The sequence below is a fragment of the Zobellia uliginosa genome, assembly GCF_018860745.1.
Classification (GTDB): Bacteria; Bacteroidota; Bacteroidia; order Flavobacteriales; family Flavobacteriaceae; genus Zobellia; species Zobellia uliginosa_B.
Genome location: NZ_JAHKPY010000003.1, coordinates 199,388 through 221,097 on the forward strand (window position 1 = coordinate 199,388; position 21,710 = coordinate 221,097).

The following is a 21,710-nucleotide window of genomic DNA, read 5'->3' on the forward strand; positions in this document are numbered from 1 at the left end:
TATGTATAATATGCGAAAATTACCTTTTATTAGTAGTATGATACCCTTTTTAAGATTTCATTATACAAAATGTTGTATAGACATTGAAGATTTTAATTCGGCTTACACTTCAGTAAGATATAGTGAAATCAGTATTTATTTACTATATTTATTTTAATTGTTTGATAATTAGTTAATTAAATTGTTTTAGATGGTCGTCTATAATTTAAAGCATTATAATTATAAAGATTGTGACCACCTGGAGCATGTTATTTTGGTTAGAGCACTTAACTTCCTTCTTCAAAAAGCCTCTTCTTTAACTTAGGTATCTCAAAAACTATAAATTCTCTAGTTTGTTCTCACTATATTCTAGGACAAAGCCATTTTCAAAACCTAGAAAATATTGGAGGTCTTCTAATCGTTTTTAGTAAAATAACCTTCATTAGATACAGACGCATCACTTACTTGAATACTTCCTGTTTTAAACCAAACTTCGGCATAGTTTCCGTCTGCATATTGTTTTTGAATATCACCACCATGCGTTTCGGCACCAGAACACCAGTTCATATTCACTTCGGGAGATTTTCCATTTGTTTGGTTATAGGCACCAAGTTTAAAGAAACAACCTTCGCCAGCATATGCTTCTTTACGTTCTACACCATCTTGACCAATTGGCACAAATAATTTCTGTGTTTGCTCTGGTATGTCTGCCTTTGTTGTGAACTCTGATTCGATTAAGTTTTTTGTAAAGGTTTTGGTTTCGTGTCCGTTACTAGTAAATGTTAAGTTCATTATCCCATCCTTAACTTCTATTTCATAACTAAACTCTTCCCCTAATGCAATACCATCCTCAGGTTCTTCTGGGTAAGTGTTTGTATCACTACCAACAACAGAAAAGTCATTTCCCCAAACAGCTGAGGAATAATCCCATCTTTTAGAATTATCATCACCTGCCGTATTGATTTCATAATGCCAAAAAACAGAACCTTTGGTATGACCAGGAAATTTCTTGTAAAATATTTTAAGCGGTTCATTCTCAAATTCATCCGCACTATGGATTTGTCCTACCACTACGGCGTAAGTAGCAGCTACGCGAGCATCACCGGTAGCAGATACATTCATTACTTTAAGTGTAGCTGTTAATTTATCATTAGCGGTTTTTGGATACCATTTTTTTATTTGCGCCAATTCAGTTCTTGTATTATTTGAGGTCCCGTGGGTATTTCCTCCATTGGGAGCCTTAAATACAATCCAATCACTATTGCCATCATTTTTTGTGTAAAAGAAATCTTTGTTCTCAAAATTGTTTGCGATACCTACATTTGAGCCATCACCTAAAATCAATTTCCAATGATCAAAAAACGGAATAACGTCACTTGCGTAAACGGTTTTTACAATTTCTTTATCATCTGCATCAGTCGTTGAAGTATTTGTTTTTTTTCCGGTATCACCGCAGCTATGAAGTGCAAGGAAAATTCCAAGGGTTAATAACGTTGCTAAAGATGTGCTAATTTTTTTATTCATTTTGTTAGTGTTTGATTTTAAATACTTCTGTTTTTAAATCACTATATATCTCGTGAAATGTACTACTTTAAAATTTAGTGCTATTATGTAGAATAAGCTATTTGTCTTAATACCAAGTACTGGTTGTATTCCATTTTCTAGTCAAAAACATGCTCCTTTATTGCTTTAGAGCCATTCCAAGGTCTAAAGTATATTAAGCTATCTGTTTGCTTTATCATTGTAAATAAATCATCTATGGCTTCAGCGGTGTATTGAGATGTATGGCAACTAGATGCTTCATGTCCCAATTTTAAATCTTCTTCGCTAAAGGGTAACCTATAGGTTAGAAATCTCTTTTGAGTAGTTTTTAAATTTTCATTGAACCACTTCACCAAATCTGTTTTTAAACTTAGTTCCTTGTTTTTAGATTCGTTAGGAAAGCCATAATAAAGTAGTTGTTGCGTCTCTGATGCTTCCCTCTGAAAAACTTCTGTAACGATATTGCTGACCATACGATGGTCAGAATGACCATATTCTCCACCAGGGCCAAAGGTAATGACCACTTCAGGTTGGTGTTTTATGAATAAACTGTCAATTTTATCATCTAATGAAAATAGGTTTTCATTCAATGCTAAATCACCATCGGTATAATTTAAAAAAATAGGAGGGTTGATACCCAGTACTTTTGTAACACACAAAGCTTCTTGAGCGCGTATGCTAGCAAGTGAATCTCCAGCAGGGATATTAGCATGCGGCGTAACTCCTTTAGAGCCATCGGTAACAATTACTAAATGAATAGAAGCACCTTCCTTGGCATATTTGGAGAGGATGGGAGAAATTACAATCTCATCATCCGGATGAGCAAATATTGCCATTAAGGTCTTATCAGTATTGGTCGGTTGTTTGTTCTCCTTTTTTGTTTGCTTTTGACTGTGGCATGAAAACAACGTAAGTATGAGACAAAGGGTTGGTAGTAGTGTTTTCAAACTATTAGGTTTAGGACACTAATATATTGTTTTAAATGTGAGTTCTGGTAGATAGTTAACAAAGTTGTAGCGTCTCAGTTTATAACATATTTCTGCTAGTGGGATTCTAAGCTTATTTTCATGTGGTAATAACTAATGAAGTGAAATGCACTTCACCTTCATATTTCAATTACAACATTGCCTTTTTTGTGTCCCTGATCTACATATTTATGAGCAGTAACTATTTCTTCTAATGGATAAGTTTTGTCAATGAAAGGAATCAGTTTTCCCTCCTCAGCAAGTGTTTTGATTTTTGAAAGGTGTTCGGGTTTTTCTTTGGTCAGCATTTTTACTGAAACAAATCTTCCGCCTTTAGTCAGAACCTTTTTGGCTTTTGATTTACTTGTTTTACCAACTGCATCAAAAACAATATCGAACTTTTCTAATAGTAGTGAATAGTCTTCTTTTTTATAATCTATTAAATTGTCCGCACCCAGAGATTTGACCATTTCAAAATTTGGAGCGCTACATACTGCTGTTACGGAAGTACTGTGATACTTTACAAGTTGAACAGCATAGCTTCCTACGCTACCAGAGGCGCCATAAATCAATACATTTTGAGCCTTACTTACATTTGCTTTTTCTAATAAATACATAGCCGTCATAGCTCCAATAGGCAAGGCGGCAGCTTCATTGAAATTGAGGTTTTTCGGTTTAATATCAACCACTCCATGTTTCCACTCTTGTGGTAAACAAATATATTCCGCGTAAGAACCAGTATTAAGCATTGTTGAAGTTCCAAAAACGTGGTCACCAATAGCAAATTTGGTTACATTTTTTCCTTTGTTTTCAATTACTCCGGATAATTCATGACCCAAGATGCTCTTTTTTGGTTTAAAAAGACCGAATATTAGTCTTGCGGGTAACCAGAAAAGTGCCGGAAAATCTGAGTTTCGAAGGCGCACATCGCCAGAAGTAACGGTTGCTGCATGAATCTTGACTAGAATTTCATTGTCTTTTGGATGTGGTTTATTCACTTCTCTTAACTTAAGAACTTCTGGAGGACCATATGCAGTATAAACTATAGCTTTCATAAATAATCATGTTTATGTTTAAATGGGGAAGCTTTTGGAACTCAACAAAAGAAGGTAATTTTTAATATAATCAAGAGGAAATGTGAGGCCTCTAGATTTGGATTAGTATAAAAATACGCAAATGGATTGATTTGGTTTTTATACTTCTTTAAGTGTATCAATACGAGTAAGGGGTATAAGAATAGATGTGGTTAAACTAAATAAAAGGGATTTTAAACCGTTACATCTATTCTAAACTTTAAAAAAAAATAAATGAAACGTAAGTTTATTATCCCAAGTCTTTTATTGGCATGTAGTACCTTTTTTATTTCCTGTTCCACAGATGATGGAGAGGAAGAAGGTTCTAAAGAAGCTGAAATTAGTACAGCAGCCGTATCGGGTTTTTTAAATTCTGAAGCCTTTACACCTGCAACTACACATTTTACAAAAGGAGAAAGTTTTGGAGATGCAGGTTATGAATTCAAACTTTTTAGTGAAACGGAAGAATGTGATGAGTTTCAATCTATAGGAGATATTTCTTTTTTCGTAGCATCTGACACAGAATTAACACCTGGAGAATATGACGGAAAAGGCCCTTATTTCTTTTATAAAGATGGAGAAGATTCAGGAACGGCTTCCTTTTTTGGAGCAGAGGTAATTATTACCGAAGTTACGGAAACAAGTATTTCAGGAAGAGTAAGAGGAGGCGACTCTGAAGCAGAAAATGATATTGAAGGTGCATTTACAGCAACACTTTGTCAAAAATAAATAGTTTCTGTAGCATAGTATTAAGGTGAAGCTAAATACTTCACCTTTTTTTATACAAGATATTTCATTCCACTTTAATTTTCATCATTCTATAGTGTTCTAGCTTGTTTGTGTCTATAATCTTATTTGTGTTACCGTCTAAATTATCTATTTGAGTATTGGTGATAAAATAGATGTGACCGTCGCAAATGTCAAAGGTGGTAGGAATTCTGAAATCCTTCGTAAATGCGGTTAATTTTTTGCTCTTTAAAACTTCCGTACCAGTAGGATTCAGCTTAAATTTAAACAGTCCGTTTTGGGATTGTTCATCCCAACCGTTTACTATTCCGTATAAATTATTTTTATGATATTTTAAACCATCTATACTGGAATACTCCTCTCTAGGTTTATTCATTAGTTCTTTGGACGACAGATCAACAATAGCAATTCCATTATTTGATGCCAAGTATAGATGTTTCTCATTAGGGGAAATAGTAATCCCGTTGCAGTTTGGAATAGCTTTATTATCTAAAAAAACCGCTATGCTTTTATCAGGTCTTTTTATTTTATAGATTTTATTACTTTCAGAATCCGTTATAAAAATCTCATTAGTAGAACTAACGGCTAAATCGTTCCAATAATGAAAATCTGAATCGTTGAGAGTGTAGGAATCAATAAGTTCTCCTGTAGAAAGTTGTAAAAGCAAAAGAATAGAACTGTTTTCATCTTCTGGTAATGTATTGCCAAGAGCATATAAGGTATCTCCTTTTATTGTCATTCCAAAGCCAGACAGATAATTATATTCGTTAGTTTCTAGAAATGTCTTAGGATTACTTCCATCAATAGAGCTACTGACTATTTTGTTATTTTTAAGACTGTTCAGATATACTGTTTTAGTTCTGCTATCTAATGTAATTCCTTCGGGAAATAGATCTTGTTCAAAAGGGAGTTCAATCAATTCCATTTTTTGACCTGAACAGGAGTTTAACCAGATTAAGGCTAAAAAGAAAAAAAGTGATTTAATATTCAGCATTCTTGTTCTTGTTTGGCAAGCTGCTCGTTTGCAGTTTACTTCTGCAATATAATATTTATGTACTTAGATTCTTACAGAATAGCATAATATACATTAAAGGGTGTTGTTTGCTTATGCCATGGCCAAAGCTTGTGCCATTCTCGCTAAAGAATTCAGTTTAAATTAGAACTGCGTAGTATAAAATAATGGCTCCGAGTAAACTCTACTGTTCGTCTTCAAAAATAGTCTCGGCAAAGCCGGTGTTCATTTTTACATCCTTGAATTGGCCTCTAGAAAGTTGGAATTCCGCTCTGCGGTTTTTTTTCTTGCCTTCGGGTTGCGAGTTGTCGGCAATAGGTTTTTCTCCACCATGACCAAGAAAATCCAAACGTTCTTTGTCTGCACCCAATAGAACTAAATATTGTGTTATGGCCAATGCTCGTTTTGTAGAAAGTGATTTGTTATATTGGTCTGATCCGTCAGTATCCGTATGTGTATGAACCGTTAAGTGTAATGATGGATCATTTTTCAATTTTTCGGCCAACGTTTTAAGACTATTCTTGGCCTTCTCGTCCAAAGAATACTCGTTAGTTTTAAAAAGAACATCATTCAGCACATAGTTTGTATCTAGCTGCAAATCTCTATCAAAAGGATCATTCATAACCGGTTTAATAGATACCATGTCCAAATAATAATAGCCAGCACTTTTAATTCCTTTAGTAGTACTCTTTACCGTAGATAGGTTGTTTCTAAAGTTGCCGATCGTAAAAAAAAGTTCACCTCCCCTTGCCTTTGTTTTAAAGGATATGTACATCCATTCCTCTTTGTCCGCAAAGTATTTGGGATTTCCAATTTCTGTAAAATTGATCACTCCCGACTCTGGCTTTATATATTTTATTAAAGATTTGGAATTTGACTTGGTTAGCTCGTTCTCAGAGAATAGAACTCCTATATATTTTAGACCATATTTAGATTTTTCGGCCAGACTAATATAGAAACTGACTATATATTCAGTATCCTTTACAAGAGGTTCCATTAATTGACCCTGCGCAAATTCTCGATAATCATTGGCAGCAAACAAGTAAAAGCCCAAATATCCCACCCCGTTCTTTGGTTGTTGATTTCCATTAAAGTTATAGGGCACGCCCATGGCAACGCTACAGGTATTAAAATAGTCCGTAGTTCCGTTTGTGGGTACGGACCATCCTACTATGTTATCCTTTGCAATACCCAAATTATCAGGGCAGGCAATAAATTCCTCGAAGCTGGGGTTTACTACTAGATTTTGTGAATGGCACAATACTGTGCATGTTAGTAGAAAAATGACAACTATATTTTTGTTAGAAATGGGGAATGTGTAGTTTATTACCATATACTTGTATAGGTTTATTCTTACATAGTATTTAACGTTTAATATAGTCTATTATTGTTAAAACCAGTACTTTAGGTGATATTTCCGTTGGTTTTATATAGTAGTTTTCCGTGCTGATCTCTGCTAGTTTAACTGGCTAATCGACAAAAGGCCAACAACCTTAATTCTTCATACAATTGATGGTTTAGATGCGAAATTTTAATGCAAATTAGATATACATTTAAAGTGCTTATAACCTATAAATGTAGTTTGAATTGTTTAATCTAGGCTTTATCCTGTTTCTGGCCAAGTAGTCCAAAAAGCCCAATGGCAGGGCCTAAAGCCAATACAGTAAATAGGTAGGTGACATTAATTGTCTCCGCTAGGGCAGAAAGTAACTGTATGCTGAAGATGCTCACGGCAAAGCCAATACAGTTTACGAGCGTCAAGGCCGTACCTTTTAGTTCTGGTGGTACTGAGCCAGCTACTAAGTTTGAGAATTGTGGAGAATCTGCCGTGACCGCCATACCCCAAAATCCCCATCCTATTAAAAATAATGAAGTAGGAAGAACAAAGAGTAGGGGAGAAAGCAAGCAGAAAAGACCGGAAAGGAGTAATGATATCACCGCCACTTTACGGCTGCCATTCCTCAAGGATATTAATCCACCTAAAACACATGAGAGGCCGCCTAAGGCAATAATAATACCTGTAGATAGGGCGACGGAGAGTTCGGAACTGCTTATATCGTTATAGGTTTGTATGGCCAGTGGTGTAAAGGCCCAAAAGGCATAAAGTTCCCACATATGGCCAAAGTAACCAAAGGCAGCCTGTCTAAAACTATGGAGTTTAAAAAGCAAGGGTCCGGCACCTAGGGATAATTTAGAGCTAGGCTTCCTAAAAGGGCCGTTGGGTACAAACATCCATAATACCAAACCGCCTATTATTGCGAGTGCCGAGGTTATTTTTATGACCAAAGTAAAATCGCTTCCCAAACTAGTACCACTTACAAAATACGGAAATGCAGTTCCCAAAACTAGTGCTCCTACTAAATACCCCAAAGCTTTACCTAGTACTTTTTGATAATAATCTGCTGCTATTTTCATTCCTACGGGATAAATACCGGCAAGAAAAAAACCTGTGCCAAAACGGGCAAAGAGGAGTGTCCACTTAGATAGTACTTCGGAAAGCAATAGAAAATTGCAGAGCGCTGCTAAAACAGAGCAAATCATAAATACTCGTGAAGGTGAAAACCTATCGGCAATCATAAAAAGGCCAAAAACCAAAGTGCCAATGATAAAACCCAATTGTACGGAAGATAGTACGTAACCAATAATTTCTGGCCCTAATCCCGTTTTTAGAGTCAGCTCATCTACAATGGCATTGCCGGCAAACCATAAAGAGGTGCAGGCAAATTGCGAGAGGATGATTATGGGGAGTATATGAGCGCGTGGTTTCAATAGTTTACCGAACAAAAGTGACCTTGGCAATCTTGCCGTTTTCCACTTCATAAATGGCAACTGCCCAATGGGTTTCTCCGTTTATGGTAATCTTTTCTTTATCTATTATTTTGTTTCCAATGATAATGCGGTTCTTTATTTTACAATGTAAATCCGGAGTGGATTCAAAAAACGATTTATATCGATCTGTTAGGGCATCTTTGCCTTCATAGCTAAGCTGGTTTGGAAAATTATATACTTTTATGTCTTTTGAATATGTATTGACAAAGGCTTTTAAATTTCTGGCGTTATAGGCGTCCAACTGGTTTTGGACAATAGCTTCGGGAGTTTGCTCAACAACAAGAGCTAAGTGGCTTCCGTTAGGACTTACCGCGATACGGCTAATGTTATTCAGCCCTTTTTTATCCAGTCGTAAAAAACGTTTCCATTCTTTGCTATCTTCGGGAGCGATCTCCATTAAGGTCTTATTATCGGCAGCAATAATATGTCCGTTATGTAACCAGCACACATCGTCAGTATTTTTGAACATAGTAGTAATGGTTTTAATCTTTCCGGTTTTTGGATCCAAAGATTTTACCTCCCATGACTCATTAGTTTTACTAATAAAACTAATGAGGTTTTTTCCTGGAATTTTATGTAAAGAACGGCCTATGTTTTTATAAATAGTATCGTGACTTCCGTTTTTAATATTGGAAATTACAAGGTTAAGACCCTCGTTTCCTAAGGCGGCCGAAACAATTATTTCTTCATTAAACCAAACGTGATAGCCAATTTTCAGGTCTTTGAGAATTTCCGTTGAAGTCCCGTCCCAGACGCTATATTCATACAGTCGTTGTAGACCGGTAGTGTCTAGGCGAATTGCCGAAACTGAATTTTTGCCAGGAATTTTTAAAGGTGAATATTCACTTCCCTCAGGCGTATTGGAAACATAAGTTAGTGTGCCGGATTTAACATCGTACTTGGCAATGTCTGTCTGTCCCTTCCTAGTGGATGAGAATAAAATAGTGTTTTCATTATAGAATGAAGGTTGGTTGTCGTAACCTTCATTGTTACTTATATTTCTTGGGTTGATAATTTCGGTCTTACCGTTTACCGTCTTAATGTCCAATAAGTACACTTCTGTATTTTGTTGGGCAAAAAGGTGTGGTAAAGAAAATAGCAAAGCTAGTAATGGAACGTATTTTATTCTCATCTGGTTGGGCTGGCATTTACAGTTTAGAAAATTTCTGCAAAAGATCTCTAACTTTTAAAGTGTTCTCTACGTAATATTTGGCTGAGGTCTTTTGGCGTCCCACCTTTACGGTAACTGTACTTTCCGGTAGTTCTTGAAACATGAACTCATCCGTCCAGTCATCGCCTATCGCAAAAACAAAATCATATTGCCCTTCGCCAAGAATACGCGTAGAAGCACGCCCTTTGTTTACATTGCTACTTTTTACTTCAACAACTTTGTTCCCGTTTAGTAAGCTTAGGTCGTCCGTACCAATAAGGCTGGTAAGGGTTTCCGAAAGCTCCATAGCCCTTTTACTTCCAAAATCAGGATCGGTCTTTCTGTAGTGCCATGCTAGGCTATAGTTTTTCTCTTCTATAAAGCTTCCTGGTGTACGATCAACAAACGATTCCAATACGGGGCGCACATGCTCCATCCAATCGTTCTTTACATTTTCCAACATTCTAAAAGGTTCTCCTTCTTGAGATATCCAAACACCATGTTCAACAATCATGTTATATTTTTTAGGAAGGAACCATTTGGTGAAAGTGTCTTTGTCCCTTCCGCTTATCAAATAAAGAACTGTATTAGGTTGATTGTTCAAAACATCCAATAGTTCATAAAGTTGCTCATCAGGGCTTGCCTTTTGGGGGTCGTTATGGAAACCGGCAAGGGTGCCATCATAATCCAAGAATAACAACCTTTTGTTAGCATCTGTATATTCCTTTAAAACAGAATCTAATCTTTTGTCCGTTAATCTATGGGAAACATTAGCGGCATCGCGTTCGTTTTGAGATTTTAGTGAAGTCATAAAATCATTCGCCCACTTTTCAACATTGTAACGCGCTAATCTTTTTTGAAGGACGGTGTTTCTCATTTTTTGTTCTTCAACAGGCATGTTTATAGCCTCGTGCAAAGCATCTGCGGTCTGTTCAAAATTATTAGGGTTAATGAGCAGTGATTCATTCATTTCGTTTGCAGACCCGGCCATTTCACTTAAAATCAAAACCCCGGTCTTATCAGTTCGGGTCGCTATATATTCTTTGGCAACAAGGTTCATACCATCACGGAGTGGTGTAAGCCAGGCAATATCACTGGAAGTATATAAATCTATAAGATTTTCAAAGGGCATAGAACGATAAAAATACCAAATGGGGGTCCAGCTAACTGTTGAGAACTCACCATTTATACGACCTACCAACTCATCAATTTCTCTTTTTAATAATTGGTATTGTGGTACGTTGGAACGAGAAGGAACGGCTAAGATAATTAGTCTTACCTTTTCTTTATACTGCGGGTATTTGTTCAAGAAGTACTCAAAAGCATTTAATCTTTTGGCAATACCTTTACTATAATCTAAACGGTCAATAGAAAGGAAAAACTTGGCATCCGGGTCTGTTTTTTTATGTGTGTTCAACCGCTGCTGTAGTTCTGACTGTTCGCTTTCGGCTTTGTTATAGTGTGTTTTGGCAGCATCACTGAACTTTTTGTAATCAATTCCCATGGGGAAAGAATCTACTTTAATAAGATGGTCTCCCATGGTAATATCATTAAAGCTAACCTCTAGCCCTAATAAACGCCTTACCGAACTAAGAAAGTGTCTTTCATAATCATAAGTATGGAAACCTATAAGGTCAGAACCTAGTACACCTTCTAAAAGTTCTTCACGCCACGGAAGGGTTCTGAAAATTTCAAAAGAGGGAAAAGGGATATGTAAAAAGAACCCTATAGAGACATTGGGTCTTTCCTTGCGTACCATTTGTGGTACTAACATTAGTTGGTAATCATGAACCCATATGGTATCTCCATCCTCGGCATTTGCCAAAATAGCATCTGCGAATTTCTGATTCACCTTTTTATACGTGTTCCAATAATCTAATTGAAATTCTGAATATTCTAAAAAGTAATGAAACAAAGGCCAGATGGTTCTGTTACTAAAACCATAGTAAAAACCATCTACTTCTTCCTCGGTTAGCTTTACTTTGGAGGACCCGTGCGCGGAAAGGGCCGCATCAATTTTAGGTTCTAGTTCCTCAGGTATCTCCTCTTCGGTTAGTCCGCTCCAGCCAATCCAAAGGCTATCGCCACCCGAATGGACCGACTTCATACCTGTTGCCAAACCACCTACACTTGGTATGGCCGTTATGTCTCCGTTGCTAATTTGTAATTGAACGGGTAGTCTATTTGAGATTATGATAGTTTTGCCCATAAATTGGATATTTTGCTGTGTTTTATATTTAATTTCTCTAAATTTCGTGAAAAAGAAGGGTAATTACAATACGTTACCCCTATTGAATTAACAATTTTATTGAATGGATAATTTAGACTACGGAATAATAGGAAATTGCCGAAGCGCAGCGTTAATATCTAAAACAGGGAGCGTAGATTGGTGCTGTTTGCCAGAATTTGACTCTCCTTCTGTGTTTGCAAAACTTTTGGATGAGGAGATAGGAGGCAGTTTTGAAATATTGGTAGACGATAACTATACTATTGAACAGGCCTATGAACCCCGCACTTGTATTTTAATTACCAAGTTCAATGATGGTGATAACTGTTTTGAAATTCATGATTTTATGCCTCGGTACCATAAAGAAGATGGTACTTATGTATCACCACCTGAATTTGTAAGGTATATAAAACTTGTAGAGGGCGAGCCTAAATTCAAGGTGCTTTATAATCCAAAATTGGAATATGCGGCCGGTGAAACAAAAAGCTATATAAAAAGTGATTTTATAGCCAGTTTAACGCATGACGGTAAATTTGATACTGTTTTTCTATATACATCTTTTAATAAGGAAGCTGTTCTAGAAGGAAAAGAACTGACGCTTGCAGAAGATGGCTTTTTCTTGATGGGGTATAACGAAAAAATATTCCCAACTACTACGGCCAAGGCTTATCTTGAGTTACAAAGTACAAAGGTATATTGGTTGAACTGGTCAACTAAAACACCAACGTATAGCAAGTTCAATGAAGAAATTTCAAGAAGTGCATTAACCTTGAAACTTTTGAGTTACGACAAAACCGGTGCTGTATTGGCCGCTGCTACCACATCTTTACCAGAAACTATTGGTGAGGTAAGGAATTGGGATTATCGGTTTTGTTGGATTCGTGATGCCTCTATGGTTATAAAAGTAGTTTCAGAATTGGGTCATAAGAACGTTGCCAGGCGCTATTTAAAATTCATCATAGATTTGATTCCTGACAAGGCGGAGAAGCTACAAATTATGTACGGAATCAATAAAGAGAAAAAATTAACCGAAGAAACTCTTGAACACCTAAGTGGCTATAAAGGTTCAAAACCGGTTCGTATTGGTAATGCCGCTTATCATCAGAAACAGAATGATATCTATGGTATTTTAATGGATGTTATTTACGAACAGATGGTGAAATTTAGCGTAGATATAGAAAACGGTGAAGATTTATGGTCTATTACCAAGGGAATTGTATGGATTGTTGGCAATAATTGGCATGAAGCCGATAAAGGTATATGGGAATTCCGAACAGAGGATAGACACTTTACTTTCTCAAAAGTATTATGTTGGACGGCCTTGGATAGAGCTATCAAGGTTGCGGAAATGCTAGGAAAGACACATAAAATCAAGAAATGGGAACCACTTCGTGAGGAAATCTGGGATGATATTTATAAAAATGCGTGGAACGAAGAAGTTGGTGCTTATACCCAATCTTACGGATCTAAAGATTTAGATGCTTCCGTTTTGTTAATGGAGTCATATGGTTGCGTAAAGGCATCAGATGAGCGTTATAAAAGTACTGTACTTGCAATTGGAAAAGATTTGAGCAACGATGGGCTTCTATACCGTTATAAGAATGAAGACGATTTTGGTCTACCTTCATCTTCCTTTACGGTATGCACATTTTGGTACGTAAACAGTCTTTTTAAGATAGGAGAGCACGATAAGGCGCTCAAACAATTTGAAAAACTGTTGAGTTATAGTAACCACTTAGGTCTATTTAGTGAAGACCTTGATTTTAAAACAAAACGGTTGTTGGGTAACTTTCCGCAAGCTTATTCTCATTTAGCGTTGATTGAATGTGCTGTAAACTTCGCGAAAAAAGAAAGTACGGAAGATATTAAAGAATCTATGCGTAGCTAAATTTTAGCTCAAAATGTAATATAAAAAAGCACCCCAATGGGGTGCTTTTTATTAATAACAACAAACACTTGAGTTATATACTAATCAAAAGTATATGCATTATCAGCGGCAACTTTAGCCGCTATTTCCGTGCGTAGTGCTACTACATTAGGATTGTTCGTGTATTTGGTAAAACGTTTTAAACCCATTAACATCATACGTTGCTCGTCTCCCTCGGCAAAAGAGATAATAGCCTCTTTTCCTTTTTGGATGATGGTCTCCGTAGCATTGTATAAATACAATTTAGACATTGCAATCTGAGTTTTCTGAGAATCTTCACCAGAACGTTTGGCATTTTTCTCCGTTCTCAAAATAGTACTTTCCGCCATGTATACTTCAATAAGGATATCAGAAGCGGCAAGCATCAATTGCTGATGTTTTTCTAGTTCAGGACCATATTTCTGAACGGCGCTTCCAGCAACCATTAAGAACACTTTTTTTAATCTCTTGATCAAATCTTTTTCTTCTGCAAAAAGCTCTGAAAAGTCAGGCGTATCAAAAGAGGGAATTCCCATTAATTCTTCTCCAACGGCGGTTGCAGGACCCAAAAGGTCTACGTGTCCTTTCATTGCCTTTTTGACCAACATACCTACTGCCAGCATTCGGTTGATTTCATTGGTGCCTTCATATATTCTGGCAATACGAGCATCTCTCCATGCTTTCTCCATAGGAGCATCAGCACTAAAGCCCATTCCTCCAAATATCTGAACACCTTCATCTGTCGTGTTCTGAACATGCTCAGAAACAGCAACCTTTAAAATTGAACATTCTATGGCGTATTCTTCAACACCTTTAAGTTCCGCCTCTTGGTGTGTATTACCTTCCGCTTCGCGAATAGCAATACGGTCTTCGATATTTTTGGCAGCACGGTAACTCGCAGATTCTCCAGCATATGCATTAGTGGCCATATTAGCGATTTTCGCTTTAATAGCACCAAAATTTATAATAGGAGTCTTAAACTGAATACGCTCATTGGCATAAACCACCGCTTCTTTAATTACCCTTCTTTGTGCATCTAAACAAGCCGCCGCCAATTTTATACGGCCCACGTTTAAAGCGTTCATGGCAATTTTAAATCCGTTACCACGCTCAGAAAGCATGTTTTCAACAGGAACCTTTGTATCGCTAAAAAATACTTGACGGGTAGAGGAGGAGTGTATACCTAATTTCTTCTCTTCATCGCCAAATGAAATCCCATTGTCTGATTTGTTTTCAACAATAAAACCAGTGATGTTTTTATCATCTTCAATTCTTGCGAAAACAATAAACATGCTACAGAATCCAGCATTTGAAATCCACATTTTTTGACCTGTAATGCTATAGTGTTTTCCATCTTCGGAAAGTACCGCTTTAGTCTTACCGGAATTTGCATCCGAACCTGCTCCTGGCTCCGTTAGGCAATAGGCACCAAACCACTCACCAGAAGCTAGTTTAGGTACATATTTTTGCTTTTGTTCTTCAGTTCCGTACAATGTAATTGGCATGGTACCAATACCGGTGTGCGCACCAAATGCGGTACTGAAAGAACCGGTAGCTCCTGAAATATAATCACAAACTAGCATAGTAGAAACAAAGCCCATGCCCATTCCACCATAAGCCTCAGGAACGGCAACTCCTAAAAGTCCAAGTTCCCCCGCCTTGCGCATACACTCTTCTGTATAAGCGTAATCTTTCTTTTCAAAACGCTCCCAGTGTGCCCAAAGTTCGCGATCAACGAATTCTTTAGTACTGTCGCGCATCATCTTTTGCTCTTCACTTAAATCTTCTAAAGTGAAGATGTCTTCGCAATTGGTCTCTTTTACCAAAAACTGACCACCACGTAGAATTTCTTTGCTCATAGTTTAATACTTAATGTTAGTTGTTGTCTTGTTTAGTTTAAAAATTCAAATATACCTGCAGCACCTTGCCCTGTACCAACGCACATAGTAACCATGCCATATTTTCCCTGCATGTCTCGTTTGCGCATTTCATCAAACAACTGAACCGATAGTTTTGCTCCAGTACATCCCAGTGGGTGACCAAGAGCAATAGCTCCGCCATTTACGTTTACAATTTCCTTATTAAGGCTAAGTTCCCGGATTACCGCAAGCGATTGAGAAGCGAAAGCTTCGTTCAGCTCAATTAATTCAATATTGTTTTGTTTTAGTCCTGCTTGTTTTAGTGCTTTTGGAATAGCGGCAACAGGCCCGATACCCATAATTCTAGGAGGAACACCTGCTGCGGCATAATTTACCAAACGAGCAATAGGCTCTATGTTCAGTTCTTTTACCAAATCTTCGCTCATGATTAAAACAAAAGCGGCACCGTCACTCATCTGAGAAGAATTACCTGCGGTAACACTACCTCCTGCCGCGAAAACAGGACGAAGTTTGTTCAGTACTTCAACAGAAGTTCCTTTTCTAGGCCCTTCATCTTTAGTTACCGTATATTTTCTTTCTGCTTTTTTTCCATTAGCATCCAAATATGTTTCATCTACTTCAATAGGTGCAATTTGGCTTTGAAAACGGTCTTCAGACTGAGCCTTCAATGCTTTCATATGAGAATCGTAAGCAAATTTATCTTGATCTTCTCTGGAAATTTTGTACTCATTGGCAACGGCTTCTGCCGTATTTCCCATTCCCCAGTAGTAATCTTCATGTCCTGAATTTACTAAATCATAATTCAGTTCAGGCTTGTTTCCGGTCATAGGTACGGCACTCATACTTTCGGCACCACCAGCAATGATGCAATCGGCCATACCGGCTTGTACCTTTGCGGTTGCCATACCAATAGTTTCCAATCCTGAAGCACAAAAACGATTTACGGTCACTCCGGGTACATCAATAATATCTAGTCCCATCAATGAAATTAAACGTGCCATGTTCATGCCTTGTGCCCCTTCCGGCATGGCATTTCCAACAATAACATCGTCAATTCGCTTCTTGTCAAAATTTGGCAATTCCTTCATCATATATTCGATGGTTTCGGCTGCCAACTCATCCGTTCTTTTGAAGCGAAATACTCCTTTTGGAGCTTTTCCAACGGCGGTTCTATATCCTTTTACTATATAAGCTGTTTTCATTTTTTATGCTTTTAGCTATTAGCTTTTGGCTATTAGCATTTAATTATTGTTTTAGAGTAGACCATTAGCTAGTAGCTAAAAGCCAGTAGCTTCGTAATTTTAATTACGCAATGGTTTCCCTGTCTTCAACATATGCTGAATACGTTCTAAAGTCTTTTTCTCGGTACATAAGGAAAGAAAAGCTTCTCGTTCAATATCCAAAAGATACTGTTCGGACACTCGTGTTGGTTCTGAAAGATCGCCACCAGCCATTACGTAGGCTAATTTATTGGCAATTTTTTTGTCATGCTCGCTTATGTAATGACTTGCTTCCATAGAATCAGTTCCTACCAAGAACATTCCTAGGGCTTGTTTACCGAGAACTTTAACATCTTTTCTCCTAACAGGTTGCGTATAACCTGATTCCGCCATTAATTTTGCATGTGCTTTTGCGGTTGCAATTTGGCGGTCTTTGTTCACCACCACGATATCTTTTCCTTTTTGAAGTAAGCCTAAATCAAAGGCTTCGTAAGCAGAGGTAGATACTTTTGCCATACCTATAGTCAAGAAATATTCTTGCAATACGTTCAGTTCAACATCTCCTTTAGAGAAGGTATCTTGTGCACGTAATGCCATTTCCTTAGAACCACCGCCACCTGGAATCACGCCGACTCCAAATTCTACTAATCCCATATAGGTTTCAGCAGCGGCAACAACCTTATCTGCATGTAAGGATATTTCACAACCACCACCCAAAGCCATTCCATGAGGCGCTGAAATTGTTGGAATTGAAGAATAACGCATACGCATCATTGAGTCTTGGAACATTTTAATGGCCATGTTAAGCTCATCATACTCCTGCTCAACGGCCATCATGAATATCATACCAATGTTGGCTCCAACAGAGAAGTTGGCTGCTTGGTTACCAACCACCAAACCTTGAAAATCTTTTTCAGCTATATCAATAGCTTTATTAAGGCCGGCAAGAACATCACCACCAATAGTGTTCATTTTTGATTGGAATTCAACATTTAAAATGCCATCTCCCAAATCTTCAACTACAACGCCACTATTTTTAAACACTTCTTTGGTCTTTCTAATGTTATCTAGAATGATAAAAGAATCTTGACCAGGTATTTTTTCTGCTGATTTTTTAGGAATATCATAGAAATAAGTAGCCCCGTCTTTAACGGAGTAGAAGGTGTCATTTCCGGAGGCTTTCATGTCAGTTACCCAAGAGGCGGCTTCTAAACCTTCTGCTTTGATGAGTTCTAATCCTTTATCTAAACCTACAGCATCCCATATTTGAAAAGGACCGTGTTCCCAGCCAAAACCAGCTTTCATGGCATCATCGATTTTATAAAGCTCATCGGTTATTTCAGGAATTCTATGTGATACGTAAGCGAATAACTGACCGAAGCTCTTTCTGTAGAAATCTCCAGCTTTATCTTTTCCGCCCACTAAAACGGCAAACCTATCAACCACATTATCTATGGTTTTGGTAAGTTCTAATGTCGCAAACTTGGCACTTTTCTTTGAACGATAGTCCATTGTGTCCAAATCCAAGGTTAAGATTTCCGTTTTACCGCTTTTGTCTTTTGATTTTTTATAGAACCCTTGACCGGTCTTACTTCCCAACCATTTATTTTCCATCATGGTGTTGATGAAACCCGGTAATTTAAAAAGTTCTAATCGCTCATCGTCTTTACAATTTTCATAAATACCGTTGGCAACATGAACCAGAGTGTCCAGACCAACCACATCAACGGTTCTAAATGTGGCGGATTTAGGTCTGCCAATAACAGGTCCTGTAAGTTTGTCCACTTCTTCAACCGTCATTCCTAAATCTTTTACGGTATGAAAGAGGCTTTGAATACTGAAAATACCAATACGGTTACCTATAAATGCAGGTGTATCTTTTGCTACAACCGAGGTCTTCCCTAAGAACTGCTCTCCGTATCCATTTAAAAAACCAAGTACTTCTTCTGAAGTTTTCGGACCAGGAATGATTTCGAATAATTTTAAGTAACGTGCCGGATTAAAGAAATGCGTTCCACAGAAATGTTTTTGGAAGTCATCACTTCTTCCTTCTGACATAAATTTAATTGGAATACCAGAAGTATTGGAAGTAATCAACGTACCAGGAGTACGGTGTTTTTCGATATTTTCGAAAACCATTTTTTTGATATCGAGACGTTCAACCACAACTTCAATAATCCAGTCTACCTTACTCACTTTTGCAATATCATCTTCAAGATTTCCTGTTGAGATACGCGAAGCGAATTTTTGATGATAGATAGGTGAAGGTTTAGATTTTAAGGCCGTCGTCAATGAATCGTTTACCAACCTATTGCGTACTGCCTTATCTTCTAAGGTTAATCCTTTTGCTTTTTCTTTATCGTTCAATTCTCTTGGAACGATATCGAGCAACAACACTTCTACTCCGATATTAGCGAAATGGCATGCAATGCCGCTACCCATAATTCCGGATCCTATAACTGCTACTTTTTTAATATGTTTGTTCACGATGTAGTTATTGGGTTTTAATTAATCTATTTAGAATCAAGATTGTCTTGATTATTTTCAAGATTGTCGTTAGTGTAAATATTCTTTTCTGTAATAAGCTCGTTTATGGTCTCCATAACCTCAAAAAAGCTATTTATTTTATCTTCTGAAATGTTCTTTTTAACCGATTCGTCAAACCGCAAGACTACATTTTTTGAATCGTTTCTTTTCTCTAATCCAAATTCCGTCAGATAAATTAGAACACCGCGCCCATCATTAGGGTTTGGCTTACGTTCAATAAGACCTTGTTGTTCCATCCTTTTTAGAATACGTGATAAGCTAGTAGCTTCCATTCCCATTTTTGGCCCTAGAGCTGTAGAGGGCGTACCAGTTTTAGGATCTACACTTAACAAGGTAAAACCCACGGCCATGGTAGAATCAAATTTTTTAGCTTCTTCGTTGTACATACGAGCTACCGCTTGCCATGTGGCTCGCAAAGCATAATCTATTGTAATATCTTTCATACATAAGTTGGGTTGACGGAATCCAAATATACAAAAAATATATTATGCATGCATAATATATTTTTGAATTTTTAAACCAGAAAACCAACTTAGACAAGAATAAATTACCTTATTCGTAAGGGGTGAGAGCTTTTTTTATGAAAAGATTATTTTTATGTTAAAATGTAATTAACAAACCCTTGGTGTTATGAACGCTCATAAATGTCGTTATAGAGTGCCATATATTTTTCCTTAATTATCTTTCTGCGAAGTTTAAGAGTAGGGGTAAGGTGTCCGTCATTTATATTCCAGACATCTGGGGTTAAACGAAACTGTTTTACTTTTTCCCATTTAGCAAATTTTTCATTGGCTTCATCAACTTCTTGTTGATAACGTGCTAAAACCTGTTCGTTATGAATGATGTCCGAATTTGCTCCAACGGTTATGTTATGCATCCTTGCCCATTCATGTAAAAAGTCAAAATCTGGCTGTATCAGAGCCGCAGGCATTTTTTCGCCTTCGCCTACAACCATAATCTGTTCTATGAAACGAGATTGCTTAAATCTGTTTTCTAAAAGTTGGGGCGCTACATACTTGCCGCCTGAGGTTTTGAACATTTCTTTTTTACGATCGGTAATCCTCAAGAAACCATCGCTATCCAATTCTCCAATATCTCCTGTGTGGAAGTATCCATCTATAATTACTTCTTCAGTTTTTTTCGGGTCCTTATAGTAGCCCAACATTACTTGCGGACCTTTTATACAAATTTCCCCATCTGCTGCAATTTTAACTTCTGTTCTGTTTATGGGTTTACCAACCGTACCAATACGGAAACCTTCGTTACGCATATCATTTACGGAAATTACAGGTGATGTCTCGGATAGTCCGTAACCTTCCATAAGTCCAAATTCTGCGGCATTGAAAATACGGGCCAGTCTGTGCTGCAAAGCTGCACTTCCTGAGGCAATAATCCCAAGGTTGCCACCAAGACCCTCTTTCCATTTACTAAATATGAGTTTTCTGGCTATGGCCAATTGTTGGTCGTACCACCAGCCGTTTTTTCCATACGGTTCATATCTAAGACCTACATTAACGGCCCAGAAGAACAACATCTTTTTGATACCTGTAAGGTCAGAACCTTTGGCAATTATCTTATCGTAAACTTTTTCTAAAAGCCTAGGTACGGCAGTCATTACATGAGGCTGTATTTCTTTTAGATTTTCGCTTATGAGATCAAGAGACTCCGCATAGTAGATAGAAACACCTCTATACTGGTAGAGATATATTAACATGCGCTCATATACATGGCACAAAGGTAAAAAGCTTAATGCTTTGGCTTTTCCATCTTTTATAGGGAAACGATCGGAACTTTCAATAGCGTTACTTACTAAGTTGTCATGAGAAAGCATAACACCCTTTGGTCTTCCTGTAGTTCCTGAAGTATATATTAAGGTAGCCAAGTCATTAGGCTTAACTGAATCCTTTAATTTCTCAACTTCATCTTGGTTTGATGTATCCGCACCAATCTCCAGTACTTTTTCCCAACTATCACAGTCACTAATTTTGTCAAAAGAATAAACCTGTTCTAGACTTCCTACTTGGTCCTTAATACGGTGTACTTTTTGAAATACTTCTCCACAAGAAACAAAACAATATTTTGCTTCGGAATGGTTAAGTACATAGGCGTAATCTTCCTCGGATATCGTTGGATAAACAGGAACGTTTTGCGCACCGATTTGAAGAATACCAATATCCATGATATTCCATTCGGTACGATTGGTCATGGAAATTACAGCTATTTTGTCGTTGGGTTTTACACCCATTCGTAATAAAGCACGGCTAATTGTATTTGCCTTGTCTATATATTCTTTGGTCGACAAAGAAATCCACTTTCCATCTTTCTTTGAGATAAGTGATTTTTCTAAATTGAATTTCTCTAACTGATAGTAGGGAAAGTCAAAAAGTCGGGTAATCTTTTGCATATTTTGTATCTAAATGGTCCTTGCAAATTACGAAAGAACACGGAAGTTTAAAATGACTTTCACAAAATTAGTATCAATTTTATGAGAAATCACTATTGCACTTACTAAGAACGTGCCTCTTGACAATTAATTTTGTAGGGCAGCAATAAAAAGAAAATGAAATAGTTATATATTTTTACATGGTATTAAAGTAAGAAAAATCCTATTCACTAAAAATTATTCTTACTTA

The 21,710-nt window shown here is 37.2% G+C and carries 15 protein-coding genes; 2 read left to right on the plus strand and 13 right to left on the minus strand.

What is annotated here, in order from left to right:
- Positions 1 to 393: 393 nt before the first annotated feature.
- From KO521_RS04625 to KO521_RS04635, 3 genes are all read right to left on the minus strand, one after another.
- The gene (locus tag KO521_RS04625) at positions 394 to 1,503 is read right to left on the minus strand and encodes a polysaccharide lyase family 7 protein (protein ID WP_215938742.1); all 1,110 of its coding nucleotides are present in this window, start codon (positions 1,501 to 1,503) and stop codon (positions 394 to 396) included.
- A 137-nt stretch (positions 1,504 to 1,640) separates the two neighbouring features.
- On the minus strand, positions 1,641 to 2,468 hold the full coding sequence (locus KO521_RS04630; RefSeq protein WP_215938743.1) for a PIG-L deacetylase family protein: 828 nt from the start codon (positions 2,466 to 2,468) through the stop codon (positions 1,641 to 1,643).
- Between the two features lie 158 nt (positions 2,469 to 2,626).
- The gene (locus tag KO521_RS04635) at positions 2,627 to 3,541 is read right to left on the minus strand and encodes an NAD(P)-dependent alcohol dehydrogenase (RefSeq protein ID WP_215938744.1); all 915 of its coding nucleotides are present in this window, start codon (positions 3,539 to 3,541) and stop codon (positions 2,627 to 2,629) included.
- A 252-nt stretch (positions 3,542 to 3,793) separates the two neighbouring features.
- Here KO521_RS04635 and KO521_RS04640 point away from each other — a divergent pair, with 252 nt between their 5' ends.
- Positions 3,794 to 4,288, plus strand: coding sequence for a hypothetical protein (locus tag KO521_RS04640; RefSeq protein ID WP_215938745.1), 495 nt, complete (start codon positions 3,794 to 3,796; stop codon positions 4,286 to 4,288).
- A 64-nt stretch (positions 4,289 to 4,352) separates the two neighbouring features.
- On the opposite strand, the gene KO521_RS04645 is transcribed toward KO521_RS04640, so the two are convergent.
- The 5 genes from KO521_RS04645 to KO521_RS04665 all read right to left on the minus strand — a co-directional run bounded on the left by KO521_RS04645 (position 4,353) and on the right by KO521_RS04665 (position 11,506).
- Positions 4,353 to 5,300: an SMP-30/gluconolactonase/LRE family protein gene (locus KO521_RS04645; RefSeq protein WP_215938746.1), complete on the minus strand. Its 948-nt coding sequence runs from the start codon at positions 5,298 to 5,300 to the stop codon at positions 4,353 to 4,355.
- Positions 5,301 to 5,502: 202 nt separating this feature from the next.
- A complete protein-coding gene (locus tag KO521_RS04650) occupies positions 5,503 to 6,579 on the minus strand; it encodes an OmpA family protein (protein WP_215938747.1) in 1,077 nt (358 codons plus the stop codon).
- Positions 6,580 to 6,914: 335 nt separating this feature from the next.
- Complete coding sequence (locus KO521_RS04655; protein WP_215938748.1) at positions 6,915 to 8,138, minus strand: MFS transporter; 1,224 nt, start codon at positions 8,136 to 8,138, stop codon at positions 6,915 to 6,917.
- On the minus strand, positions 8,092 to 9,279 hold the full coding sequence (locus KO521_RS04660) for a nuclear transport factor 2 family protein (RefSeq protein WP_215938749.1): 1,188 nt from the start codon (positions 9,277 to 9,279) through the stop codon (positions 8,092 to 8,094). The genes KO521_RS04655 and KO521_RS04660 overlap by 47 nt, the downstream gene beginning before the upstream one ends.
- A 16-nt stretch (positions 9,280 to 9,295) precedes the next feature.
- On the minus strand, positions 9,296 to 11,506 hold the full coding sequence (locus KO521_RS04665) for a bifunctional alpha,alpha-trehalose-phosphate synthase (UDP-forming)/trehalose-phosphatase (protein ID WP_215938750.1): 2,211 nt from the start codon (positions 11,504 to 11,506) through the stop codon (positions 9,296 to 9,298).
- A gap of 103 nt (positions 11,507 to 11,609) precedes the next feature.
- On the opposite strand from KO521_RS04665, the gene KO521_RS04670 reads away from it, so the two are divergent.
- Complete coding sequence (locus KO521_RS04670) at positions 11,610 to 13,412, plus strand: glycoside hydrolase family 15 protein (protein ID WP_215938751.1); 1,803 nt, start codon at positions 11,610 to 11,612, stop codon at positions 13,410 to 13,412.
- 80 nt (positions 13,413 to 13,492) lie between these two features.
- On the opposite strand, the gene KO521_RS04675 is transcribed toward KO521_RS04670, so the two are convergent.
- From KO521_RS04675 to KO521_RS04695, 5 genes are all read right to left on the minus strand, one after another.
- Entirely contained in the window at positions 13,493 to 15,289 is a 1,797-nt protein-coding gene (locus tag KO521_RS04675) for an acyl-CoA dehydrogenase family protein (protein ID WP_215938752.1), read from the minus strand.
- Between the two features lie 32 nt (positions 15,290 to 15,321).
- A complete protein-coding gene (locus KO521_RS04680; protein WP_215938753.1) occupies positions 15,322 to 16,512 on the minus strand; it encodes an acetyl-CoA C-acyltransferase in 1,191 nt (396 codons plus the stop codon).
- Between the two features lie 99 nt (positions 16,513 to 16,611).
- Entirely contained in the window at positions 16,612 to 19,017 is a 2,406-nt protein-coding gene (locus tag KO521_RS04685) for a 3-hydroxyacyl-CoA dehydrogenase/enoyl-CoA hydratase family protein (protein ID WP_215938754.1), read from the minus strand.
- 26 nt (positions 19,018 to 19,043) lie between these two features.
- Positions 19,044 to 19,520: a MarR family winged helix-turn-helix transcriptional regulator gene (locus tag KO521_RS04690; RefSeq protein ID WP_215938755.1), complete on the minus strand. Its 477-nt coding sequence runs from the start codon at positions 19,518 to 19,520 to the stop codon at positions 19,044 to 19,046.
- Between the two features lie 185 nt (positions 19,521 to 19,705).
- Positions 19,706 to 21,481, minus strand: a complete 1,776-nt coding sequence (locus KO521_RS04695) for an AMP-dependent synthetase/ligase (protein WP_215938756.1) — start codon at positions 21,479 to 21,481, stop codon at positions 19,706 to 19,708.
- Positions 21,482 to 21,710 lie beyond the last annotated feature (229 nt).